Origin of the sequence: Pseudomonas sp. JZ134 (genome assembly GCF_051027695.1) — a bacterium.
GTDB classification, from domain to species: Bacteria; Pseudomonadota; Gammaproteobacteria; order Pseudomonadales; family Pseudomonadaceae; genus Chryseomonas; species Chryseomonas luteola.
In genome coordinates this window covers 2,046,186-2,063,672 of record NZ_CP069250.1, presented here as the reverse complement: position 1 = coordinate 2,063,672, position 17,487 = coordinate 2,046,186, and the positions used below count along the sequence as shown (strand labels likewise).

Sequence of the window (17,487 nt, the reverse complement as noted above, 5' to 3'; positions counted from 1 at the left end):
CAGGCGTTCGTAGAGTTACAAAAAGGTTCTGGCACAATCAGTGCTTACAATAAATGTACTAATTAAAATATGTACATTTTAGAGGTGGATTGTGTCAGTCACTCGGTCAGGCCTTTTAGCAAACGATGGCCTCACGCTGACGGCGGCCTATCGTATGGGTGCTACCGATCCGGTTGCCGTATTAGAGAAAACGCTGGAGAGCGCTAGGCAGGCAGAGCACGTTTTTATTTTCTTGGATCCTGAGCGGGCACGTCGTGAGGCAGAGGCGTCATGGGCACGCTGGAAGGCCGGCCAACCGTTATCTGTATTGGATGGGGTGCCAATCGCCTGGAAGGACCTGTTTGACGTGTCGGGCAGCGTGACAACAGCGGGCGCTGCCGTTCGAAGAGGCTCGCCCGTAGCAACCACCGATGCGTATCTGGTCCGGCAGTTAGCTCGCGCAGGGCTGGTAAGCGTGGGCAAGACCAACCTCAGCGAGTTAGCTTATTCAGGTCTTGGTCTCAATCCGCATTTCGGCACACCGGCTAGTGCAGCCTCAGCTCAGGAAAGACGTATTCCGGGCGGCTCTTCCTCTGGTTCCGGGGTCGCAGTAGGTGCGGGCATCGTTCCAATTGCCATGGGCACTGATACTGCCGGCTCGATTCGTATTCCGGCGGCGTTGAATGGCGTGGTGGGTTATCGCAGTACAACGGCCCGGTACCCCATGGATGGTGTGTTCCCGTTGGCTCGAACCCTGGATGCCCTGGGACCGATAACCCGAAGCGTTCGTGATGTACTTATGCTTGATGCGCTGATCAAGGGAGCGACGTCCAACGCCCCAGAGGCGCTCCCTGTAAGGGGGCTGCGCTTGCGGGTTGATCCTGATGTGTTGACCGATTCCCGTGTAGAGCCTGCTGTACGAGAAAATCTCGAACAGGCCCTTAAACAGCTTTGCAACGCAGGCGCCTTGGTTGACTACCGTCCAGTTCAGGCCCTCCAACAGACCTTGAAGGTGATTGAAACCGAGGGCTGGCTTGGTTCTGCCGAAGCGTTCACTTTGCACGAGGCGCTATTGGGCAGCCCTGAAGCAGACCAGCTGGACCCGCGGGTTCGTACCCGCCTTGAGGCGGCGCGTCACTTTCCGGCTAGTCGGCAGATACAGCTTTATCAGGCACGGGAACGGTTACAGCGCGAAATGACCCAGGAGCTCGACGGGGCCGTCCTGGTGACACCGACCGTCGCCCATGTCGCTCCGTTACTCGAGCCGCTGGAGCGCGACGATGCGCTGTTCATCGCCACCAATCTTGCCACGCTTCGCCTGACCATGCCCGGCAGTCTGCTGGACATGCCTGGAGTTTCGCTGCGTAGCGGATGCGACGGTGATGGCTTGCCGACGGGCCTGTTGTTATCCGTGCCCAGCGGGGAGGATACCTACCTGCTTCGGGTCGCCCTGGGCGTAGAAGCGGTCCTGCTCCAGCGCTAACGCTTTTTGACGCGCTGGAGCAGGGGCCCGGCTCTCTCCAGCGCCTCATAACACCGGGCAATGAGGTTAGGCATGGCAAAGGAAATTTTCGTTTCGATCGGTGTGGATGTGGACGCCGTAGCCGGTTGGCTGGGCTCCTACGGTGGTGAAGACTCGCCGGATGACATCTCCCGTGGCCTGTTCGCCGGTGAAGTTGGTGCTCCCCGTTTGCTCAACCTGTTCAAGAAGTATGGTCTGCGTACTACCTGGTTCATTCCGGGTCACTCGGTTGAAACCTTCCCCGAGCAGATGAAGGCCGTTGCTGAAGCCGGCCATGAAATTGGTATTCATGGTTACAGCCATGAAAATCCCATCGCGATGACTCCTGAACAGGAAGAGGCCGTGCTCGACAAATCCATCGAGCTGATCACACAGTTGGCGGGCAAACGCCCGACAGGCTACGTCGCGCCCTGGTGGGAGTTCAGCCGTGTCACCAATGAGCTTCTACTCAAGAAAGGTATCAAGTATGACCACAGCCTGATGCACAACGACTTTCATCCTTATTACGTACGGGTAGGCGACAGCTGGACCAAGATTGATTACAGCCAGCAGCCTGAAGCGTGGATGAAGCCGCTGGTTCGTGGGCAGGAAACCGATCTAGTGGAGATTCCGGCCAACTGGTACCTGGACGACCTGCCGCCCATGATGTTTATCAAGAAGTCCCCTAACAGCCATGGCTTCGTCAATCCTCGCCATTTAGAAGAGATGTGGCGTGACCAGTTCGACTGGGTTTACCGCGAACATGACTATGCCGTCTTCCCGATCACCATTCACCCTGATGTTTCAGGCCGTCCACAGGTTCTGTTGATGCTGGAGCGCTTTATCGAGCATATGCAGGGCCATGAAGGGGTGCGTTTCGTCACCATGGACGAGATTGCCGACGACTTCCTGCAGCGTCAGCCGCGCCAGCGCTGATCGTTCCTTTCCCTTGAGGAAACCGATATGACTACGCATGCTGCTACACCGCTTCAAACGGACCTGGCGTCCGGCTGGAAACCTCAAACGCTGTCCTCAGGTGATGTGAAGTACGCGACCTGGATTGCGTTCTTTGCCTGGGTGTTTGCGGTCTATGATTTCATCCTGTTCGGTACCTTGTTGCCGGTCATGGGCGGCCACTATTCATGGAGCGAGGCCGAGCAGGCCGAAATCTCAACGTGGGTAGCCGTTGGAGGTGCAGTAGCAGCCTTTGCGATTGGCCCTATCGTGGATCGCATCGGGCGGCGTGGCGGCATCATGTTTACCATTGGAGGAGCGGCGCTGTGCTCGCTGTTGACGGCGGTCTGTGCCGGCATGGGTAAGGGGGCCTTAATCGGTGTACGTTCCGTGGCAGGTCTGGGGTATGCAGAGGAAGGAGTCAACGCGACCTACTTGACCGAAATCTATGCGGCGTCTGATGATCCTAAGCTGATCAAGCGTCGCGGTTTTGTGTACAGCCTAGTGCAGAGCGGCTGGCCGGTCGGTGCCCTGATTGCGGCGGGACTAACTGCTTTGTTGCTGCCAGCCATAGGCTGGCAAGGCTGTTTCGTATTTGCCGCCGTACCGGCCTTTGTGATTGCAGTATTGGCCCGCAAGCTCAAAGAGAGCCCACAGTTCCAAGTACATCTGCGTATTGCTCAGTTGCGCAAGGCGGGTCAGGAAAGCGAGGCCCGCAGCCTGGCGTACGAGTATGACGTCGATTACGACGAGCATGCCAAGGCAGGGGTTGCGGCTGCATTTCGTGGTGCGGCGCTGCGCCCGACCGTCGTGCTAAGCGTGGCGATCCTGCTCAACTGGTCGGCCATTCAGGTCTTCAGTGTGCTCGGGACGTCGGTGATTGTCAGCGTTCATCATCTGTCGTTCGAAAATTCGCTGTGGATTCTAGTGCTGTCCAACCTGGTCGGTTTTATCGGCTACCTGTTCCATGGCTGGCTGGGTGACCGTATTGGTCGGCGCAACACCGTGGCGCTGGGCTGGATGTGCGGCGGACTGGCCTTTGCGGCTATGCTACAGGCACCCAGTGAGTTGATGCCTGTCGTGGCGCTGTACAGCCTCGGTCTGTTTTTTCTGACAGGGCCTTATTCGGCCATGTTGTTCTTCATGGGTGAAAGCTTTCCTACCAGTATCCGGGCTACCGGCGGTGCCATTGTGCATGCTATGGGTCCGGTCGGCGCCATTCTGGCAGGGTTGGGCATCACCAGCGTTCTGGGCGCCGGTGGTCAATGGCACAGCGCCGCGCTTTGGTTTGGTGCCTTGCCATGCTTTCTCTCCGGCGTTGTGATGTGGGCCGCGCGCCACGTCGAACCCTCCAGTCTCAAATAAAAAGTGGAGTGTGACATGACTATGAGTTCTCACCCCGTTGCCCTGGTTACCGGTGCCGCCAGCGGTATTGGTCAGGCCCTGGCTGTCGCGTATGCCCAGCAGGGCATACGCGTGGCAGGAGGCTATTTCCCGGGTGATCCACATGATCACGAGGTGACACTTCGCCTGGTGGAAGAGGCTGGCGGTGAATGCCTGATGCAGCCGTTGGACGTAACCGAGAGCGCGTCGGTCGATGCGCTGGCGGAGGCCGCCATGGGACGCTTCGGCCGGTTGGATTATGCGATCGCCAACGCCGGTCTGTTACGCGCTTCGCCATTGCTGGAGATGACCGACGAGCGTTGGGACGAAATGCTCAACGTGGACCTGACAGGCGTCATGCGGACGTTCCGCGCGGCGGCTTGCCATATGGGCGAGGGGGGCGCAATGGTTGCCATCTCGTCGATTGCAGGGGGTGTCTATGGTTGGCAGAACCATGCTCATTACGCCTCGGCCAAGGCGGGTGTACCCGGGCTGTGTCGTTCCCTGGCAGTTGAACTGGCACCGCGTGGCATCCGCTGTAATGCGGTAATCCCGGGCTTGATCGAGACACCTCAGTCGCTGGATGCCAAGAACTCCCTTGGTCTGGAGGGACTGGCAAAGGCCGCACGTGCCATTCCGCTCGGGCGTGTGGGGCGTGCCGACGAGGTCGCCAGGCTGGTACGTTTCTTGACCAGTACCGAGGCGAGCTATATCACCGGGCAGAGCATTATCGTCGATGGTGGCCTGACGGTACGCTGGCCTGAATGAGTTAATGCCGACGGTGCCTGCACCGCGAACCAAAAGGAGAATGTCATGAAACAGTTGCAGGCGCGTCGCGCTGTTATCACCGGGGCTGCCAGCGGTATTGGCGCTGCTATCGCCCAGGCGTATGCCCGGGAAGGGGCTCGTCTGGTGGTGTGTGATCGTGATGCCGAACGGTTGGCTGTGACGGCGCAGCAGTGCCGTGCTCAAGGTGCTGACGTGATCGAGTGTGTGGCGGATGTCGGGACGCGAGAGGGTGCTCAGGCAGGTATAGATGTCTGCCTGCAAGCTTTTGGAGGGATCGATATTCTCGTCAACAATGCAGGGATGCTGACGCAGGCGCCCTGCGTTGAGCTGACCCAGACCATGTGGGATGACATGCTCAGAATAGATCTCACCAGCGTATTCATTGCCAGCCAGCGTGCATTGCCGCACATGCTGGCGCAGCGGTGGGGGCGCATCATTAATGTGGCCTCGCAGCTGGGTATCAAGGGCGGAGCGGAGTTGACCCATTATGCGGCCGCTAAGGCCGGAGTGATCGGCTTTACTAAATCCCTAGCGCTGGAAGTTTCCAAGGACAACGTACTGGTGAATGCCATTGCGCCGGGGCCGATCGAGACGCCGCTCGTCGATGGCATCAGTCAGGACTGGAAGGTTGCCAAAGCCAAGGAGCTGCCACTGGGGCGATTCGGCAGGGCTGAAGAGGTGGCACCAGTGGCCGTGCTCCTGGCCTCCGAGCCGGGTGGCAACCTGTTTGTCGGACAGACGCTGGGACCGAACTCAGGGGATGTCATGCCGTAACGAAGCGATGGATGTTGTTATGCTCAACCACCGTTGCCATGCCGTTTCCTCGCAGGGCAGGTTGAGCAACCACCTACCCAAGTGGCTGGGTACACGATCATGAGGAGCTGACATGTGTGGGTTGTGTGGCCTGTTGGGCGAAGAGAGGCACTGGAGCGATCCCTTGGGTGATGAGTTGCCACGGCGTCGTGAACGGCTGCGGCGCATCAAGGCAATCAACCATGTGATTACACCGTTTCGTCTGAGTGTGACGGATTTTCAGGGCTCGGCGTATGTGGTACAGGGGGCGACCGGCCGGCAGGAAATTGCCCACGGACTGGACCAGTTGTGGCGCTCGGCAGAGTTGATTCTGGGCAGGCCACTGGACCCACTTGATGTGCGCCTGCTCGAACATCTGGAGATGCATCCATGAGCGTGCCGGTCAACGTGATTACCGGATTTCTAGGGAGCGGCAAGACTACGCTGCTCAAGCGCCTGCTCGCTGATGAACAACTGGGGGATACGGCGCTGCTGATCAACGAGTTTGGCGAAGTGGGTATCGACCATTTGTTGGTTGAGGAAGTGGCACCGGATACGGTGCTGCTTCCCAGTGGCTGTGTTTGCTGCTCCGTCAGGGAAGACCTCAAGCAGGCCTTGATCGATCTGCATGACAAGCGTAGCCGGGGCGCGGTACCGCCCTTCAAACGTGTACTACTGGAAACCACCGGGCTGGCCGATCCGGCACCGATTCTGGCTACCCTGACCCAGGATCCGCAGTTACGTGGCCGCTATCATCTAGGGTTGCTCATTACCGTGGTGGATGCGCAGCATGCCAAGCTGCAGCAGCGTCTGCATCCCGAATGGTTGGGGCAGGTTACTGCGGCGGACCGTCTGCTGATCAGCAAGATCGACCTAATCGAGCCGCCTGCTGTAGAGGCTTGTCGTGCGCAGCTCCAGGCACTGAATCCATCCGCCACCTTGGCTATTACCGCTGAGGTTCGCAGTGGGGATGAACTGCTCTTGGGCGAGGGGGTGCAGGGGCATGACGCTATGGCAGAGGTGCAGCGCTGGCAGCTCTTTGCACCGGTACCGAATGCCCGGCACGGTGACGCGGAGGTCTGCTGTCTGGAATTTGCTACACCGCTGGACTGGGTTGCCTTCGGCGTCTGGCTGTCGATGCTGCTAAGATGCCATGGTGAACGTATCCTCAGGGTCAAAGGTATTCTGGACGTGATCGACTCCCCTGAGCCCATCGTCATTCATGGCGTACAGCACTGCCTGCATGCGCCTGTACATCTACCGGCCTGGCCCGGAGGGGCGCGTTGCTCGCGCCTGGTCTTTATCGTAAGAGGGTTGGATACCGGCCTTCTCAAGCGCTCCTTTGATGCCTTTCTGGGGCGTTTGGGGGCTGCGGCATGAGCGAGCCTGTCACGCTTCGTGTCCTGGGCACCTCGGTAACGCTGCTCGAATCCATCCGTCAGCGTGCCGAAGAGGAACTCGGTATCCGTCTGGTCTACGAGATCCACAATGTCCAGCAGGCGCAGCGTATTGCAGTCATGCAGCCGGAACGCTACGACCTTTATGATCAATGGTTTCACAACGTGGATTTCGTGTGGCCTGCCGGGGCCATCCAGCCGATCGACATTCGCCGGATTGCGTTATGGGATGAAATCAACGATTTGCCCAAGCGGGGAAGGCTCCACACCAGTGATAAATTGGGTGCTGGCAGCCTGCCTAGCGAGCGGCTGTTCGTTCAGCATGATGGCAACCTGGGAAGTCAGCCTACCGAGCGGATCAGTATGCTGCCACTGACCCATAATGCTGACAGCTTTGCCTACCGCCCGGAGCGGCTGCCCGACACGCTCGCTGCAACCGAAGAGAGCTGGTCCTGGCTGATCAATGAGGGTTGGTGCGGCCATATTGCCTTACAGAGCGATGCCGCCATTGGCGCGCTCGACGCAGCGCTGGCGTTACAGGCAGCTGGTCTTGCACGATTCGAGAATCTGGGCAATCTCCGGCTAGATGAAATCGACCAGCTGGCAGACCTTCTGATAAAAAAACAGCATCATGGCCATTTCGCCGCGTTCTGGTCGGACGATCAGGAAGCCGGCCGGCTGATGCTCGACCCTGCTGTTTCCATCCAGAGCCTATGGTCACCCACCCTGATGCAGCTCCATCGGGCCGGTATCCAGTACCGCCTCGCGGTTCCGAAGGAAGGATATCGAGCCTGGTTCGGTGGACTGTCGTTGTCACGTCGGGCTGAAGGACGCGTCAAGGACGCCGCCTATGCCTATTTGAACTGGTGGCTGTCCGGCTGGCCTGGCGCCGTCATGGCACGGCAAGGTTTCTATATCTCCAATCCGCCCCGCGCCCGTGATTACCTGAGCGCAGCCGAATGGGATTACTGGTATGACGGCAAGCCCGCGCGCGAAGAGTTGCCGGGTAGTGATGGGCTTCCCCTGATCGACAGCGGCGAGCGCCGTGAAGGTGGGTCTTATGCGCAGCGCATGGGGCATATCAGCGTCTGGAATTCCGTGATGGATGAGCACAATTACCTGGTGCGTCGCTGGAATGACTTTCTGCGCGCTCGCAAGGCAGCCTGATAAGGCTGCCTAATTCACGCGTCGTTAACTGATCGGCAACCAGGCACGCTCTTGGGAGGACAGAACCGCAGTATCGATGACTTTCTGAATCTCCCACGCCTCACGAAAGTCCGGCCCTGTGGCTAATTTGCCCGCAATGGCCTTATTGATTTTGGATGTTTAACCTAACGGCTCGGTATGCTGCCCGATACCGTATAAACGGAGCTTGTTGGCAATGGTGGTATGGGAAACGCCAAGTCGCTTACCCAGTAAACGACTGCTGGGGTATTGGGTGATCAGCTGTTCCAGCACTGCCTTTTCGAATCGACCAACGATCTGGTCAAGATTACCGTCCAGCGTGAAGTGTCCCAGCGGTTGTGGGGTACCGTAATCCGGCAGGCGTATGTGCTCAGGTTTAACCACCCTGCCTTCGGCCAAGGAAACCGCTTGAAAGAGTGCATTTTCTAATTGACGCACATTGCCAGGCCAGGGGTAATGGCGTAGTCGCTCGAAGGCGGCAGGGGCCAAAGGCTTGAACGGGCAGCCGATCTGGCGGCTGGCTTGATCCAGAAAGTGCTCGACTAGCGGCTCCAGTCCATCTAGGCACTCCCGTAAGGGGGGGATGTGCAGCGAAAGCACATTGAGGCGATGGTACAGGTCCTGGCGAAATTCGCCTTGTACGCACAAATCGGACAGATCCTGCTGGGTGGCGCAGATGACACGGACGTCCAGGTAGACCTCCTCGTCGCTACCCACCCGGCGAAAAATCCCATCTTGCAGAAACCGAACCAGTTTGGCTTGAAGGCGCAGGCTCATCTCACCCACTTCATCCAGAAAGAGCGTGCCGCCGGCGGTAAGCTCAAGCAGTCCAAGCTTGCCCTCTGGCCGAGCCCCTTCGAATGCACCAGCGCTGTATCCAAACAGTTCCGTCTCAGCCATCGACTCGGGCAGCCCTGCACAGTTGAGCACCATGAAGGGGGCTTGACCGCGAGGGCTTGCCAGGTGACAGGCCCGCGCCAGCAGCTCTTTGCCGGTACCGGTTTCGCCGGTAATCAGCAGCGGCGCATCAAGAGGAGCCATGCGTCGCGCCTCCCGGACGACAGCAGCCATGGACCTGGAGCTCTGGAAGATGCTGTCAAACCCTCGCAGCTCCTGCTTGCGTACCTGATAGATACGCTCGCCCACCTGGTCGGCACGGTGCAGCGTCAGTACGGCGCCCGCCAGGGCCTCGCTGTCGTCATGCCCGGTCTGCAGGGGGGTAATATCGGCGAGAAAGACATCATCCTTGACCTGAATACGCAAACCATTGAGCCGGGACTTGTTGGCGCGAACCAGCTCAGGCAGGTCCAGCTCATCCACATATTTAGAGAGTGCCATCCCGGGCACCTCGTCCACTCGGGCACCCAATAGCTGCGCTGCTGCGCGGTTGGCTGCAACGATATGGCCAGCCATATCAATTGACAGCACGGGAAACTCCAACGCGCCGAGCAGCGTATTGAGTTCCAGGTGGCGACGCTCGCTGGGCATGAGGCTGATACGCCAGATATCGAACACACCGGGGATGGCCGCGAGCTTGGGGCGCAGCGCCTGAAATTGCAGATTGATCAGATTAGGGCAGTAGAGATAGACCGTATTGCCTTGGTCGCCTCCCACTTCGCCGCGGGCCACGTTGATCCCGTAGTCAGCCAACAGATTGAGCATGTCGCGCAGAATGCCTACGCGGTTCTGACACAAAACTTTGATTCGCATCGAGCGGGCCCATTGTTGTGATTATGGCGGGCGGTGCAGCCGAATTTTTCAGTGGGCCGCAAATTGAGTGTCAAGAATATGTGCCAGATAGGTGCTTTATCAAGTAAACCACACAGCCTGAAGTGAACCATTAACAGTTTGCTGTAAAGATTTTCTTACGAATCATCCAGGCAACCTATGCCGCCTTGATCTTTTACCCTTATACACACAGACCGCCTTCGCGCTATTGCTAGAGCCATACAACAAGACCCAGCGGCATCCGCCGTCAAGGAGGCTACATGAAAGGTACGCAGTACGTGGCGAGAAAACCGGATGAGTCTGGTTTTATTCATTACTCGGATGACGAACACGGTGTATGGAATACGCTGATCATCCGGCAGTTGAAGGTGATTGAAGGCAAGGCCTGCCAGGAATACCTGGACGGTATTACCCAGCTTGATCTGCCTATGGACCGCATACCTCAGTTGTCCGAAGTCAACCGCGTACTGGAACGCACCACGGGCTGGCGCGTGGCACAAGTACCCGCGTTGATACCGTTTGAGACGTTTTTCGCCTTGCTGGCCAGCAAGCAGTTTCCAGTCGCCACGTTCATTCGAACCCGGGAAGAACTGGACTACTTGCAGGAGCCCGATATCTTCCATGAAATCTTTGGACATTGCCCGCTGCTGACCAATCCCTGGTTTGCCGAATTCACCCACACCTACGGCAAGTTGGGGCTCGCTGCTTCCAAGGAAGAGCGCATCTTCCTGGCGCGCCTGTACTGGATGACCATTGAGTTTGGACTGGTGGATACGCCAATGGGACGTAAGATCTATGGAGGCGGTATCCTGTCATCGCCCAAGGAGACGGTGTATTCGCTTTCGGCCGAACCGGAGCACCTGCCGTTCGATCCCATCGAGGCCATGCGTACCCCGTATCGAATCGATATTTTGCAACCCGTCTATTTCGTGTTGCCTGAACTCAAGCGGCTATTCCAGGTCGCTCATGAAGACATCATGGGCATGGTTCGCGAGGCCATGCAGCTCGGACTTCACAAACCCCGCTTTCCGCCCAAAGCAGCCTGATATTACAAGGAGAACACATGACTGCTACCGCTCTGAAACAAGGTCACTGCGAAGCCTGTAGCGCCGATGCCCCCAAAGTCAGCGAAGAAGAGCTGGCGGAGCTGATTCGGCAGATTCCGGACTGGAACATTGAAGTGCGTGACGGAATCATGCAGCTCGAAAGGGTCTTCCGCTTCAAGAATTTTCGCCATGCGCTGGCGTTCACCAATGCCGTTGGCGCTATTGCTGAGGAAGAAGGGCATCATCCCGGCCTCTTGACCGAATGGGGCAAGGTGACGGTGACCTGGTGGAGCCATTCGATCAAAGGACTTCATCGCAACGATTTCATCATGGCGGCTCGCACGGATGAGGTGGCGGCCACAGCGGAGGGGCGCAAGTGAGCCATTTCAAGACGGTCGACTGGGTAGCCGGCGACCCGATCATGGGGCTGCTTGAAGCGTTTCGAGCCGATCCTAACCCTGCCAAGCTTGATCTGGGCGTAGGCGTATACAAGGATCGACAAGGCCTTACTCCCATTCCCAAAGCCGTCAAACTGGCGGAGCAGGCATTGATTGGCAGCGAGCAGACCAAGAGCTATGTTGGCGGCCATGGTGATGTAAGCTTCGGGACCTACCTGCTGCACCTTGTTCTAGGTGCACATAGCCCGGTGATCGATGACAAACGGGCCGGCTGTACCCAGACCGCCGGTGGTACAGGAGCCCTGCGGCTAACAGGGGAGTTCATTGCGCAGTGTCTGCCAGGCAAGGGCGTCTGGTTGAGCCAGCCAACCTGGCCGATTCATGAAACGCTGTTCAGGGCCGCCAGGCTCGCCGTGCAGCATTACCCCTATGTGGGGGCAGATAACCGTCTTGATGTAGCCGGTATGCTCGAAGCCATGCGGCAGATTCCCAAAGGTGACGTCATCCTGTTGCACGCCTGTTGTCATAATCCGACTGGCTTCGATTTGAGTCGGGCCGATTGGCAGCAGGTATTGGGGATTGTAAAGGAGCGCGAGCTGCTGCCCTTGTTCGACTTTGCCTATCAGGGGTTTGGCGACGGGCTGGAAGAAGACGCCTGGGCTGTCAGGTTATTTGCCCAGGCGTTGCCAGAGCTTTTGATTACCAGCTCCTGCTCGAAGAACTTTGGTCTGTACCGTGAGCGTACGGGAGGGCTGATCGTGGTGGCGGAAGATGCAGATCGTCTTCTGGCCGTACGCAGCCAGCTCGCCTCGATTGCCCGTAATCTCTGGTCTACGCCACCTTCCCATGGTGCGGCGGTCGTGGCCGAGATCCTGGGTACTGCTTCATTGCGCACAATGTGGGAAGAAGAAGTCAATGCCATGCGCACGCGTATCACGAGCTTGCGCAAGGGACTGGTCGAAGCACTGATCCCTTTTGGCTTGAACGAGCGCTTTGCTCATATTGCCGAGCAGCGCGGTATGTTCTCCTATACGGGGCTCACCGCTGAGCAGGTCGCACAGCTCAAGGCGCGTTATAGCGTTTATCTCGTCAGTAGCGGCAGGGCCAATGTCGCCGGGCTGGACGAGAGCCGGCTTGATGAGCTGGCACGTGCGATTGCCGAGGTCTCTCGGTAGCGGAAAAGCCGGCAGTCGCCGGCTTTTCTTTCAGAATGTGCCCTGGTAATGCCCTCCATCGAGCAACACGTTCTGGCCGGTCATGTAACTCGCATGTTGGCTGCATAGAAAAGCACACACCGCACCGAATTCATCTGCCGTGCCGAAGCGTCTGGCGGGGATCGTCTGTAATCGCTGCTGAACGATATCTGCCACCGGCTTGCCAGTGGACTGTGCAGAACGCTCCAGCGTGTTTTGTAGCCGATCGGTATCGAAAGAGCCTGGCAGAAGGTTGTTGATCGTAACGTTGCGCTCCGCCAGACGAGCCTGACGCGCAAGCCCGGCGACAAACCCCGTCAGGCCGCTGCGTGCGCCATTGGACAAGCCTAGAATATCGATAGGCGCCTTGACGGCAGAGGACGTGATATTCACGACACGACCGAATCCTCGCTCCGCCATGCCATCAACGGTTGCCTTGATCAGCTCGATGGGTGTCAGCATATTGGTCTCGACAGCGCTCAGCCAGTCCTCCCGCGTCCAGTCACGAAAGTCTCCCGGCGGAGGTCCGCCTGCGTTGTTCACAAGGATGTCGACCTGTGGACATTGAGTCAGGAGTGCCTGTCTGACGTTTTCATCACTGATATCGCCTGCGACACAGCGGACCTCAATAGCAGGATTGAGCGAGCGTAGAAATGTGGCGGTCTCCTCCAGTGCTTCAAGGCCGCGTGCATTGATTACCAGGTTGACGCCTTCCTGAGCTAACGCGCTGGCACAGCCTTTACCCAGCCCCTTGCTGGCAGCACATAGCACTGCCCAGCGTCCCGAAATGCCTAAATCCATTGCTCTTCCTCCGGTTGCGAACACGCAAGATCGGAGCATTAGGCTACAGCGGGAGGGAAAAGTTGATACAGAGGAGGAGCCTGGACCCTTACGGGTCCAGGTGTCTGGCTTAGTCAGCCGAAGTGGCTGCCAGCGAAGGTTCTGCGGCGTTGGCGTCCGGCTTACGCTTGAGGCGATAGCACGCCACCATGATGACCAGCCATACCGGAATGGCGTAGACCGAGATATTGATGCCGGGAATCAACAGCATGGTGCCCAGGATGAAGACCACAAACGCCAGGCACAGGTAGTTCCCATAGGGATACCAGAACGCCTTGAACGCCGTGCTGACACCTTGGCGCTTCATCTGCGCACGAAACTTCAGATGCGCCAGGCTGATCATCGCCCAGTTGATTACCAGCGTTGCCACTACCAGCGACATCAGGAGCTCAAGCGCCTGCTGTGGCATCAGATAATTGACAACCACCGCCAGGAAGGTAATGGCGGCCGAGAACAGAAGGGCACTTACCGGTACGCCGCGAGTATCGACCTTGGCCAGGAAACGAGGTGCATCGCCTTGCTCAGCCAGACCCAACAGCATGCGTCCGTTACAGTAGCAACCACTGTTGTAGACGGACAACGCTGCGGTCAGTACGACAAAGTTCAGGATGTGGGCCGCTGCATCACTGCCAATCAGAGAGAAGATCTGGACAAAGGGACTACCGCTGTACGCATCGCCGGAGGCAGTCAGCGTCTGTACCAGCGAATCCCAGGGTTTGAGTGAAAGCAGGATGATCAGGGCGCCGACATAAAAGATCAGGATACGGTAGATCACCTGGTTGATGGCTTTGGGAATGACTTTCTTGGGCTCCGAGGCTTCGGCGGCGGTAAAGCCCAGCATTTCCAGGCCACCAAACGAGAACATGATAATGGCCATGGACATGACCAATCCCTGAATGCCGTGGGGGAAGAAGCCGCCATGCGACCACAGGTTGCTGACAGAAGCCTGTGGGTCACTGCCACCGATAAGCAGGTAAGTTCCCAGCAGGATCATGCCGATGATGGCAACCACTTTGATGATCGCAAACCAGAACTCGGCCTCGCCGAACAGTTTCACATTGGCCAGGTTAATGGCATTGACCAGCAGGAAAAAGAAGGCGGCGCTGGCCCAAGTGGGTATCTCCGGCCACCAGTAGTGAATGTACTTGCCAACCGCCGTCAGCTCGGACATGCCTACCAGGATATAGAGAACCCAGCAGTTCCAGCCTGACAGAAAGCCGGCAAAGCCTCCCCAGTATCGATGAGCGAAGTGGCTGAACGAGCCGGCTACAGGTTCCTCGACAATCATCTCGCCCAGTTGGCGCATGATGAGAAAGGCAATAAATCCTGCCAGGGCATAGCCCAGGATCATGGAAGGGCCGGCCGACTGCATGACGCCTGCCGAGCCAAGAAACAAACCAGTACCAATAGCGCCACCCAGGGCTATCAATTGGATATGGCGATTTTTCAGGCCACGTTTGAGTGTACCCGATTGGGTGTTACGACCAACCATTTAAACGTCCTCACGCAAGGTGTTGTTATTGTGCGGTGTGAAGCGTGTCTATGCGAAGGCCAAACTAGGTAAAAATGTCGCAGGTACTCCGCCTTTTATCGGTTGAAGCACTCTTTTGAGGAGTACACCTGTGATAGGTAAGGTTAATCGAGGCGGTTTTAGGGCTAGAAAGCAGGCAGTCTACGTTCAGGATCATGCGTCACCTTTTATTGTTGTATGTGACGGAGCGGACGTACCGGAGAAACGGTAATGGAATGTCCTTTCCAGTAGACCTATATGAGCCGAAGCCAACTTAGGTAACAACCCCGGCCTGAAGAGCCAGGGCTGTTCCCGTGAGAGAAAGTGTCACGTTTTTCTGACAGCCGCGCCAAAACCCGCGATTTACGATGCCTGCTGTAAAAGTTTTTTGACGAGCGGATCACTGTGTAGGTTAACGCCTCGGTCAATCAAGCGGCTAGGGGCAGCGTGAAATGAAAGGTGCTGCCTTGTCCGGGATCGCTCACGACCCAAATTCTACCTCCATGCGCTTCCACAATTCCCTTGCTAATGAATAGGCCCAGCCCGGTTCCCGTTGGGTTGCCTGCCTTGACGTGCCAGTAACGATCAAAGATGTGCTCCAATTCGTCATCGGAAATGCCTATGCCGCTGTCTCTGATGGAGAAGCAGGCGTGGCTACCCTCACGCGTCACGGATATTTCGATACTGCCACCAGCAGGCGTGAACTTGATACCGTTACTGATCAGATTCGATAGCACCTGAAAGAGCCGCTCGGCATCGGCATTCAGGATCACGTCGTCTTCTGCATGAATCTTGAGCTGAATGGATTTGGTTTCGGCGAGCGACTGCAATAGCTGCACCGCCTGGTGGACCAGACTGGAAGCATCATGGAGCTGAGGTGAAATCTGAAAGCGGCCCGATTCAATCTTGGACAAGTCCAACAGGTCGCCAATCATGCTACTCATGCGTGTAGCGACCGTTTGAATGATATTGATCGCCGACAGCAAGCGCTTGGATGATTCACGTTGATCGCCCACGATCATCCGCTGCATAAGACCTACCTGCATGGTCACGATCGTCATGGGATTACGCAGGTCATGGGAGACTACCGCCACAATCTCGTCACGGGCACGTACGGCCTCGCGTTCGCGGGCGACCTGAAGGGCCAGATCAATTTCTATCGCTGAGCGGCGCAAGTCCTTGACGGCATAAATATCTCCAGGAAGCCAGCGTTTGGAGCGTCCGCGTACCTGTTCTCGCCAAACGGCAAAGCTGCGCCGCGGATGAGGACGCAGCTGACCGGTCTCTGGGTCCGCTTCTAAGGGCTTATTCGGATTACCGCTCCATTTGAGGGTTTTGACCAGCTCTGGTCTGAACCACAGCACCATATTGGTGACTGGCTTGGGCAAGGTAATAGCCATAAGGCCGCTACCCAGGTGCGCATAGGCAGAGGCATCAGCCAGCTCATTGGGTAGACAGCGCGTATGGAAAATCCCGCTCTCGCCAAGTTGCGATTCAGCCCATTGGGCAAGCGCCCTGATTTCAGTATCACCCGGACAATCCCCCACGACCAATACGCGCTGATCGACCAAAATGGCAGCGCCACTGGCATCCGCAAGCGCCAGAAGATCGTCCCCTTTGTACATCAGCCCGATCAACGCCTCATCTTCAGCCGAATGCATGGCTTCCACCAGGCGAGAAAGGTATTCCTGCTTGGCTTCACGCTGCTGTTGGGCATCCCGCTCCTGGAGCGCATTGATCTGGAGCGACGTTAACTCGCCAATTGCCTGGCAAGCGGCACGGATTCGGTAGGGAAGGTAATGGGGCTCCCTATGACCGCAGCTGATCAGGCCCCATAAGGAATCGCCCTGCATAAGCGATACACTCATTGACGCCCGCAAGCCCTGATAGCCGATGTATTCCCGATGCAGCGGCGAAACACTGCGCAGGATTGCACAGCTCAGGTCCACCGGCTGGCCTGTATCGCTTCTGAATGGCGGGAGCAGGGGGACCGGCTCATAGCGAGCATCGGGAATCAGGCGAATCCAGTTATGCTCATAGAGCTTACGGGCCTGGGCCGGTATATCAGAGGCAGGAAACCGAAGCTCGAGGTAGGGATCTACCTCAGGATCTCGCGCCTCTGCCACCACTTGGCCGTCACCTTCGTTATCGAATCGGTAGACCACAACGCGGTCGAAGCCTGTCAGGGCTCTGACCTCCTCGACTACCACTTGCTGCAAATCCGCCAACGTGCGTACTTTTTGCAGGCGACGCAACGCGCGTGAATTCAGAACGCTGTCAGAAGGCGAAGTGGGTTGAGCACGTTCCAGTTCGAGAAAGATCAAGCCATCATGTTGATGCAGCAGACCCTCGTATTCGTGGCTTCCGACCGTCAATAACAGCGGATTGACCTCGTCGAAATGGGGCTGCCGGAGCGCCTGCTCGACCTGCGGCAGCGCTTGAGCATTCAGGATCTTTGCAAGAGGCTGTCCAAGTACCGCATCCGCTTTGCAGTCCAAAAGCGTAGGGAGGTTGGCGCTGATGTGCTGAACGCGAGTATCGGCTTCTCTAAAAGCAATCAGATACCCATGAGGCTGAATAGCGCCTGGAATATGAATAGGCTCGCTCTCACAGCGTATGGGGTCGGCTTCGCGTTGATCGTGGCCAGTCATGCCGAATGTGAACTCCTTCTAATCCAGAGCTGTGCAGTCAATAACTGCCACTTCGTCTGTTATAGATGTGACTGCATTTGGCCTTGATCGTTTGATCAAGATGTCGAAGCGGTAGGCACCCCTAGGTGCGTGAACGGTCAG

Annotated in this window: 15 protein-coding genes; 11 read left to right on the top strand and 4 right to left on the bottom strand. The window is 57.4% G+C overall.

The window, feature by feature from the left end:
• The first annotated feature begins 91 nt into the window (after positions 1 to 91).
• From JQR86_RS09600 to JQR86_RS09565, 8 genes are all read left to right on the top strand, one after another.
• Complete coding sequence (locus JQR86_RS09600) at positions 92 to 1,462, top strand: amidase (RefSeq protein ID WP_434154796.1); 1,371 nt, start codon at positions 92 to 94, stop codon at positions 1,460 to 1,462.
• A gap of 72 nt (positions 1,463 to 1,534) precedes the next feature.
• Positions 1,535 to 2,416: a polysaccharide deacetylase family protein gene (locus JQR86_RS09595; protein ID WP_019365736.1), complete on the top strand. Its 882-nt coding sequence runs from the start codon at positions 1,535 to 1,537 to the stop codon at positions 2,414 to 2,416.
• A gap of 27 nt (positions 2,417 to 2,443) precedes the next feature.
• Entirely contained in the window at positions 2,444 to 3,799 is a 1,356-nt protein-coding gene (locus tag JQR86_RS09590) for an MFS transporter (RefSeq protein ID WP_434154793.1), read from the top strand.
• A gap of 15 nt (positions 3,800 to 3,814) precedes the next feature.
• The gene (locus JQR86_RS09585; RefSeq protein ID WP_434154792.1) at positions 3,815 to 4,585 is read left to right on the top strand and encodes an SDR family NAD(P)-dependent oxidoreductase; all 771 of its coding nucleotides are present in this window, start codon (positions 3,815 to 3,817) and stop codon (positions 4,583 to 4,585) included.
• A 45-nt stretch (positions 4,586 to 4,630) separates the two neighbouring features.
• On the top strand, positions 4,631 to 5,380 hold the full coding sequence (locus JQR86_RS09580; protein ID WP_019365739.1) for an SDR family NAD(P)-dependent oxidoreductase: 750 nt from the start codon (positions 4,631 to 4,633) through the stop codon (positions 5,378 to 5,380).
• Positions 5,381 to 5,492: 112 nt separating this feature from the next.
• A complete protein-coding gene (locus JQR86_RS09575) occupies positions 5,493 to 5,792 on the top strand; it encodes a hypothetical protein (protein ID WP_219652736.1) in 300 nt (99 codons plus the stop codon).
• Positions 5,789 to 6,778, top strand: coding sequence for a CobW family GTP-binding protein (locus tag JQR86_RS09570; protein ID WP_434154791.1), 990 nt, complete (start codon positions 5,789 to 5,791; stop codon positions 6,776 to 6,778). The genes JQR86_RS09575 and JQR86_RS09570 overlap by 4 nt, the downstream gene beginning before the upstream one ends.
• Positions 6,775 to 7,962 (top strand): ABC transporter substrate-binding protein, encoded by a 1,188-nt coding sequence (locus JQR86_RS09565; protein WP_019365742.1) that lies wholly within the window; start codon positions 6,775 to 6,777, stop codon positions 7,960 to 7,962. Before JQR86_RS09570 ends, JQR86_RS09565 begins: the two co-directional genes overlap by 4 nt.
• Before the next feature lie 159 nt (positions 7,963 to 8,121).
• On the opposite strand, the gene JQR86_RS09560 is transcribed toward JQR86_RS09565, so the two are convergent.
• Entirely contained in the window at positions 8,122 to 9,690 is a 1,569-nt protein-coding gene (locus JQR86_RS09560) for a sigma-54-dependent transcriptional regulator (RefSeq protein ID WP_434154789.1), read from the bottom strand.
• Positions 9,691 to 9,968: 278 nt separating this feature from the next.
• Between JQR86_RS09560 and phhA the strand changes: the two genes are divergently transcribed.
• The 3 genes from phhA to JQR86_RS09545 are packed head-to-tail and all read left to right on the top strand — an operon-like array spanning position 9,969 to position 12,327.
• On the top strand, positions 9,969 to 10,754 hold the full coding sequence (phhA, locus tag JQR86_RS09555; protein WP_312270816.1) for a phenylalanine 4-monooxygenase: 786 nt from the start codon (positions 9,969 to 9,971) through the stop codon (positions 10,752 to 10,754).
• Positions 10,755 to 10,771: 17 nt separating this feature from the next.
• Positions 10,772 to 11,134 (top strand): 4a-hydroxytetrahydrobiopterin dehydratase, encoded by a 363-nt coding sequence (locus tag JQR86_RS09550; protein ID WP_312270817.1) that lies wholly within the window; start codon positions 10,772 to 10,774, stop codon positions 11,132 to 11,134.
• A 41-nt stretch (positions 11,135 to 11,175) separates the two neighbouring features.
• Positions 11,176 to 12,327, top strand: a complete 1,152-nt coding sequence (locus JQR86_RS09545; RefSeq protein ID WP_434154866.1) for an amino acid aminotransferase — start codon at positions 11,176 to 11,178, stop codon at positions 12,325 to 12,327.
• Positions 12,328 to 12,357: 30 nt separating this feature from the next.
• Here JQR86_RS09545 and JQR86_RS09540 read toward each other — a convergent pair whose 3' ends face one another.
• From JQR86_RS09540 to JQR86_RS09530, 3 genes are all read right to left on the bottom strand, one after another.
• Complete coding sequence (locus JQR86_RS09540; protein ID WP_434154786.1) at positions 12,358 to 13,146, bottom strand: SDR family oxidoreductase; 789 nt, start codon at positions 13,144 to 13,146, stop codon at positions 12,358 to 12,360.
• 109 nt (positions 13,147 to 13,255) lie between these two features.
• Complete coding sequence (locus JQR86_RS09535) at positions 13,256 to 14,677, bottom strand: amino acid permease (protein WP_219652731.1); 1,422 nt, start codon at positions 14,675 to 14,677, stop codon at positions 13,256 to 13,258.
• Between the two features lie 446 nt (positions 14,678 to 15,123).
• Positions 15,124 to 17,346, bottom strand: coding sequence for an ATP-binding protein (locus JQR86_RS09530; protein WP_313551640.1), 2,223 nt, complete (start codon positions 17,344 to 17,346; stop codon positions 15,124 to 15,126).
• Positions 17,347 to 17,487 lie beyond the last annotated feature (141 nt).

What these genes read in the sequence shown, in the direction of transcription:
- JQR86_RS09585 (WP_434154792.1), top strand. Translation starts at nt 3,815, where the DNA reads ATGACTATGAGTTCTCACCCCGTTGCCCTGGTTACCGGTGCCGCCAGC.
- JQR86_RS09530 (WP_313551640.1), bottom strand. Translation starts at nt 17,346, where the DNA reads ATGACTGGCCACGATCAACGCGAAGCCGACCCCATACGCTGTGAGAGC.
- JQR86_RS09535 (WP_219652731.1), bottom strand. Translation starts at nt 14,677, where the DNA reads ATGGTTGGTCGTAACACCCAATCGGGTACACTCAAACGTGGCCTGAAA.
- JQR86_RS09580 (WP_019365739.1), top strand. Translation starts at nt 4,631, where the DNA reads ATGAAACAGTTGCAGGCGCGTCGCGCTGTTATCACCGGGGCTGCCAGC.
- JQR86_RS09570 (WP_434154791.1), top strand. Translation starts at nt 5,789, where the DNA reads ATGAGCGTGCCGGTCAACGTGATTACCGGATTTCTAGGGAGCGGCAAG.
- JQR86_RS09590 (WP_434154793.1), top strand. Translation starts at nt 2,444, where the DNA reads ATGACTACGCATGCTGCTACACCGCTTCAAACGGACCTGGCGTCCGGC.
- JQR86_RS09560 (WP_434154789.1), bottom strand. Translation starts at nt 9,690, where the DNA reads ATGCGAATCAAAGTTTTGTGTCAGAACCGCGTAGGCATTCTGCGCGAC.
- JQR86_RS09550 (WP_312270817.1), top strand. Translation starts at nt 10,772, where the DNA reads ATGACTGCTACCGCTCTGAAACAAGGTCACTGCGAAGCCTGTAGCGCC.
- JQR86_RS09540 (WP_434154786.1), bottom strand. Translation starts at nt 13,146, where the DNA reads ATGGATTTAGGCATTTCGGGACGCTGGGCAGTGCTATGTGCTGCCAGC.
- phhA (WP_312270816.1), top strand. Translation starts at nt 9,969, where the DNA reads ATGAAAGGTACGCAGTACGTGGCGAGAAAACCGGATGAGTCTGGTTTT.
- JQR86_RS09575 (WP_219652736.1), top strand. Translation starts at nt 5,493, where the DNA reads ATGTGTGGGTTGTGTGGCCTGTTGGGCGAAGAGAGGCACTGGAGCGAT.
- JQR86_RS09595 (WP_019365736.1), top strand. Translation starts at nt 1,535, where the DNA reads ATGGCAAAGGAAATTTTCGTTTCGATCGGTGTGGATGTGGACGCCGTA.
- JQR86_RS09545 (WP_434154866.1), top strand. Translation starts at nt 11,176, where the DNA reads ATGGGGCTGCTTGAAGCGTTTCGAGCCGATCCTAACCCTGCCAAGCTT.
- JQR86_RS09565 (WP_019365742.1), top strand. Translation starts at nt 6,775, where the DNA reads ATGAGCGAGCCTGTCACGCTTCGTGTCCTGGGCACCTCGGTAACGCTG.